This window comes from Streptomyces sp. TRM64462, from assembly GCF_013362995.1.
Classification (GTDB): domain Bacteria; phylum Actinomycetota; class Actinomycetes; order Streptomycetales; family Streptomycetaceae; genus Streptomyces.
In genome coordinates, this window is record NZ_JABWDV010000341.1 from 1 (window position 1) to 5,286 (window position 5,286).

Annotated in this window: 4 protein-coding genes; all 4 read right to left on the reverse strand. The window is 72.7% G+C overall.

From position 1 onward, the window contains the following. A partial coding sequence (locus tag HTZ82_RS17635) for an ATP/GTP-binding protein (protein WP_175410358.1) occupies positions 1-578 on the reverse strand: 578 nt, incomplete at its 3' end. Beyond that, positions 559-969 (reverse strand): DUF742 domain-containing protein, encoded by a 411-nt coding sequence (locus HTZ82_RS17640; protein ID WP_175410359.1) that lies wholly within the window; start codon positions 967-969, stop codon positions 559-561. The genes HTZ82_RS17640 and HTZ82_RS17635, both read right to left, overlap by 20 nt. A 141-nt stretch (positions 970-1,110) precedes the next feature. Further along, positions 1,111-1,524, reverse strand: a complete 414-nt coding sequence (locus HTZ82_RS17645) for a roadblock/LC7 domain-containing protein (protein WP_175410361.1) — start codon at positions 1,522-1,524, stop codon at positions 1,111-1,113. A gap of 5 nt (positions 1,525-1,529) precedes the next feature. Next, the coding region (locus HTZ82_RS17650) for a nitrate- and nitrite sensing domain-containing protein (protein WP_175410360.1) at positions 1,530-5,286 on the reverse strand (3,757 nt) is incomplete at its 5' end.

Below are 5,286 nucleotides of genomic sequence, written 5' to 3' on the forward strand. Positions count from 1 at the left end.
GCCATGAGGGCGTGCTCGACGAGGGTGATGAGGGCGCTCTTGGCGTCCGCGCGGTGGCGGGCGTCGGTGGTGATGATGGGCGTGTCCGGGCCGATCTGCAGCGCCTCGCGTACTTCGTCGGGGGTGTACGGCTGGTGTCCGTCGAAGCCGTTGAGGGCGATGACGAAGGGGAGGCCGCTGTTCTCGAAGTAGTCGACGGCGGGGAAGCAGTCGGCGAGGCGTCGGGTGTCCACGAGGACGACCGCGCCGATGGCGCCGCGTACGAGGTCGTCCCACATGAACCAGAAGCGGTCCTGTCCGGGTGTACCGAAGAGGTAGAGGATCAGGTCCTGGTCCAGGGTGATCCGGCCGAAGTCCATGGCCACCGTGGTGGTGGTCTTGTCGCCGGTGTGGGTGAGGTCGTCGATGCCCGCGGACGCGGACGTCATGACGGCCTCGGTACGCAGCGGGTTGATCTCCGAGACGGCGCCGACGAACGTGGTCTTGCCCACGCCGAAGCCGCCCGCCACCACGATCTTCGCGCTGGTGGTAGACCGTCCTCCGGCGGCCGCGCCACCGCTAGAGCTTGCGAAGTCCACTGAGCACCCTTTCGAGCAGCGTCACATCCGGCGTACCGCCGGCCTCTCCATTGCCTGGCTGGTGGATCGCCACCATGCCCGCCTCCGCCAGGTCGGCGACAAGGATCCGGGCCACCCCGAGCGGCATCGACAGCAGCGCCGACACCTCTGCCACGGACTTCACCTCACGGCAGAGGTGGCAGATCCGCTGGTGTTCGGGGAGCATCCCGGCGAGCATCGCCGGGTCGGCCGTGGTCGACACCAGCGCCTCTATGGCGAGCTGGTAGCGCGGCCGGGTCCGGCCGCCGGTCATCGCGTAGGGACGGACCAGCGGCTGATCGCCTTCATGTCCGTACGACGCGTCGTCGAGCGACGCGCCGTAGGGATCGTGAGAGGCGGGGGGCGGGGTCATGAATCCTCCGGTCGTGACAGCAGGTGGTCTGCTTGCCGTCTGACTGGGCCGGTGGGGGGCCGGATGGGGCGGCCGACGGGTGGGTGGTGATGTCGACGAACGACTGCAGGCGGGTACGGAGGGGCGTACCCGCCTGGCCGGTTAGTGGAGCAGGCTGCCTTGGAGCTCCGCGCGGAGATCCGGGGTGAGGACGCTGCCGGCACGGTCCACCAGCAGCGCCATCTCGTAGCCGACGAGGCCGATGTCGCAGTCCGGGTGGGCGAGCACGGCCAGCGAGGAGCCGTCCGAGACGGACATGATGAAGAGGAAGCCGCGCTCCATCTCCACCACGGTCTGGTTGACCTGGCCGCCCTCGAAGATCCGGGAGGCGCCCGCGGTCAGCGAGGTCAGCCCGGACGCGACCGCGGCGAGCTGGTCGGCACGGTCACGGGGAAAACCTTCGGACATCGCCAGCAGGAGTCCGTCGGCGGAGACCACCACCGTGTGCGACACCCCGGGGGTGTTGTCCACGAAGTTGGTGATCAACCAGTTCAGATTCTGCGCCGCCTGGCTCATCGCGCTCAAAACTCACGCTCCTGCTGGTGAGTGGGGCCGATATTGAAGCTGCCCGTGTTGCCGGACCCGGCCTGCCGTCCCTGCTGGATGCCCCGTCGCAGATTCGTCAGGCGGCCCCGTACGTCGTCGGGCGCCCGCGAGACCTGCGGACCGGACTGGTGCTGCTGCTCCTGCGCCGTGCCCGGCACCAGGTTGGCGCGCGGCACCCGGCGGGGGAGGCCGGACGTGGTGACGCCGCCCGCGGCGGGCTTGCGGACCCGCTCGGCCTGGCGCACCAGTTCGTCGTTGGGGGTGGTGCGCCACGAGCCGGTCGTGGACGCGGCGTCGGAACCGCGGGAGCCGGTGCTGCTGCTGCCGCCGGCGCCGCCGCTGCCGCCGCTCTGGCCGAGGGCGGGACGGGGCCGGCTGCCCGGAGCGCCCTGACCGCCGGGGCTACCGGGGCCGCCTGGGCCGCCCTGGGGGCTGCGGCCGAACGCGGCGGACTGGCCGTTCCGGGCGGACTGGCCGTTCTGGCCGTTCTGGCCGCCGGGCCGCGACGGGGCCGGACGGCCCTGCTGAGGGGCCGGCTGCTGCGGTACGACCGGGGTGGGCATCGTCTGGTCGTGCGCCGGGTAGCGGCTGTCGCCGCCGGCCTGCCGACCCTGGCCCTGGTTCTGGTCGCGGGACGGGGCCTGCGGGGCCTCGGGGCCCTGCTGGCCGCCCTGCTCGTGGAACCAGTTGGTCTCCAGCGTGTCGTACAGCGGCGTACGGCCGTCACCGGAGCCACCGGCCGGCGGCAGCGCCCGCCCGTTGTCCAGCGGTCCGCCGAAGTCCTGGCGCGGGAACGCGGAGGTCGCCGCCGGGTCCTGCGCGGCGGAGCCGTTCCCGTCCGGGCGCGGGCCGTTGAAGTCGGGGCGCGGGAATTCGGCCGTGGAGCCGGGGCCCTGGTGCTGCTGGTCGGCCGGGGGACGCCCGTACGAGCCGGTGGCCTCGGGCTCCTCGTGGCCGCGTGGCGCCTCGGCGCCCCAACTCGTGGTCTGCGGACGCTGCGCACGCTGCTGGCCGCTGCCGGGCAGCTCGCCGCGCGGGCCGCCGAGGGCCGGAAGCTGCTGGCGCCCGGGACCGCCCTGGCCGCCCTGACCGCTCTGGCCCGTCTGGTTGCCCGGACCGCCCTGGCCGCCCTGACCGCTCTGGCCCGTCTGGTTGCCCGGACCGCTCTGGCCGCCCTGGGCGCCCTGCCAGACGTCGGAGCGCATCGGCATCCCGGCGCCGTCGGGCGCACCCTGCGGCCCACGCGCACCGCCGTCACCGAAGGCGCCCGCGAACCCCGCGTCCTGGCGCTGCTGCTGTTGCTGCTGGTCCTGCGGCCTGCCGTGCCGTCCCTGCTGGCCGCCCTGGGGCCCGCCGGGCATGCCGCCCTGCCGGCCCTGGAAGTCGTCCCGCCCGGGCAGCGCGGCCCGCGGACCGGAGCCCGCACCGACCTGCCCACGCTGGCCACCGGCACCCGAGCCCGCACCGAACCGCCCCTGGGAGCCGCCCGCACCGCCAGGCCCACCCGGCCCACCCGGGCCACCCGGCAGACCGGGACGCCCGCCACCCGGCAGCGCCCCGGACGCACCGGGCCCGCCGACCGGCCGGCCGCCGCCCTGGCCGCCCTGCGGCAGCCCGCCGGAAGCGCCCTGGCCACCTTGGCCACCCTGGCCGCCGGGACCGCCCTGGCCGCCAGGACCGGGCTTGCCGCCCGGCTTCTTGCCGCCCTGCGTGACATCGACCGGCAGCATGACCAGCGCGGTCGTACCGCCCGAGTCGGACGGGCGCAGCTGGATCCGGATGCCGTGCCGCAGCGACAGGCGGCCGACCACGAACAGACCCATGCGGCGGGAGACGGAGACGTCCACGGTCGGCGGCGAGGCGAGCCGCTCGTTGATCGCGGCGAGGTCCTCGGGGGAGAGGCCGATACCGGTGTCGTGGATCTCGACGAGCACCCGCCCGTCGGGCAGCGCGTGACCGGTGACGCGCACCTTGGTCTGCGGCGAGGAGAACGACGTGGCGTTCTCCAGCAGCTCGGCGAGGAGGTGCACGAGGTCGTTGACGACGCGGCCGGCGACCTCGGTGCCCGGTACGGAGGCCAGCTCGATGCGCTCGTACTGCTCCACCTCGGAGGCGGCGGCACGGAGCACGTCGACGAGCGGCACGGGCCGCGTCCACCGGCGGCCGGGCTCCTCACCGGCGAGGACGAGGAGGTTCTCACCGTTACGGCGCATACGCGTGGCGAGGTGGTCGAGCTTGAACAGCGAGGAGAGCTGGTCCGGGTCGGCCTCGCGGGACTCCAGCTCGGAGATGAGCGAGAGCTGACGCTGGATCAGGCCCTGGGAGCGGCGCGAGAGGTTGGTGAACATCGCGTTGACGTTGCCCCGCAGCAGGGCCTGCTCGGCGGCGAGGCGGACCGCCTCGCGGTGCACGTCGTCGAAGGCCGCGGCCACCTTGCCGATCTCGTCGCGGGAGTGCACACCGACGGACTCCACGGACGTGTCCACGTCCTGCGGGTCGGCCTCGGAGAGCTGCTTGACCAGCTCGGGCAGCCGGTCCTGGGCGACCTTGGTGGCCGTGTCCTGCAGTCGCCGCAGCGACTGGACCATGGACCGGGCCACGACGAAGGCACCGACGAGCGAGACACCGAGGACCAGGATGATCAGCGCACCGTTGATGATGGCCTCGCGCTGCGACTCCTTCTTCAGGTCACGCGCCTGGCCCTCCATCTGGCTCAGCAGCGTGGCCTCGATCTGCTCCATCGCGCGGATCTTGGTCTCGGACGCGTCCGTCCAGTCCAGGAAGGTGCGGGTGCCGGCGTTCTTCAGGCCGTCCGGCTCGCCCAGCACCCGGCTCGCGTAGGCGTCGGCCTGCTGGATCTCCGGGTTGCCGGAGGTCAGCGAGGCCATCAGCTCCGTGGCGTCGCCGCCCGCGGACTCGTAGATGGCGCGGAACGACTTCAGGGACGCGTTCTCGTTGAGGCGGGCGTCCTCGGCGAACTGCCGGTCGTTCTCCTCCAGCCCCTTCTTGTCCTTCTGGCTGGGCGACTTGGGGAGGGCGGCGGCGATGATGGCCCGCTGCATGGACGCGTACTCCTTGGCGGACGAGAACGCCGCCAGCGCACGCGTGCGCTTGATCATCTCGGTGTTGCTGGTCGCCTGCGCCATGTCCTGGGACAGCGTGAGCAGCGACTCGATCAGCCGGTTGTACTTGCCGACCGTCGAGGAGGTCATCCGGCCTTCCTTGTAGGCCTCCTTGCGGATCGCGCCGATCGTCACGACCTGGTTGGCGATCGTGGTGACGTTGCTGCGGATACTCGCCAGCGCCTCGTCGCCCTGCGTGTCGCCGATGCCGTCGGTGGCGTTGAGGAAGGCCTGCTGGGCCGCGTCGGTCTCGCCCTGCGGCCCGGTGATCTTGAAGTCCGTGACCGGGTAGCCGTTGGCCAGCGGGCCGGCCGTGAGGTCGCGCTCGTCCTGGAGCGCCTGGGCGAGGGTGTGGGCCTCGCGCGTCAGCTTGGTGAGCAGCTGCATGTGGTCCAGCTGCTCCATCTCCTCCATGGACTCCTGGATCTGGAGGCCACCGAGCGCGGTCGCGGCGACCACGGGGAGGGTGAGGAGGGAGACGAGCCTGGTGGAGATGCGCCAGTTGCGCAGGGCTATTCGGGACCCGGCGTCGCCGGTCGTCCTGCCCTTCGGGTCCTTGGCCTTGGCCTTGGGGTCGCTCGCGGCCTTCGGCGCCTGCTCGGCGCCGTCG

Excerpts from the sequence above, each read along its gene's own strand:
- HTZ82_RS17640 (WP_175410359.1), bottom strand. The coding sequence starts at position 969 with ATGACCCCGCCCCCCGCCTCTCACGATCCCTACGGCGCGTCGCTCGAC.
- HTZ82_RS17645 (WP_175410361.1), bottom strand. The coding sequence starts at position 1,524 with ATGAGCCAGGCGGCGCAGAATCTGAACTGGTTGATCACCAACTTCGTG.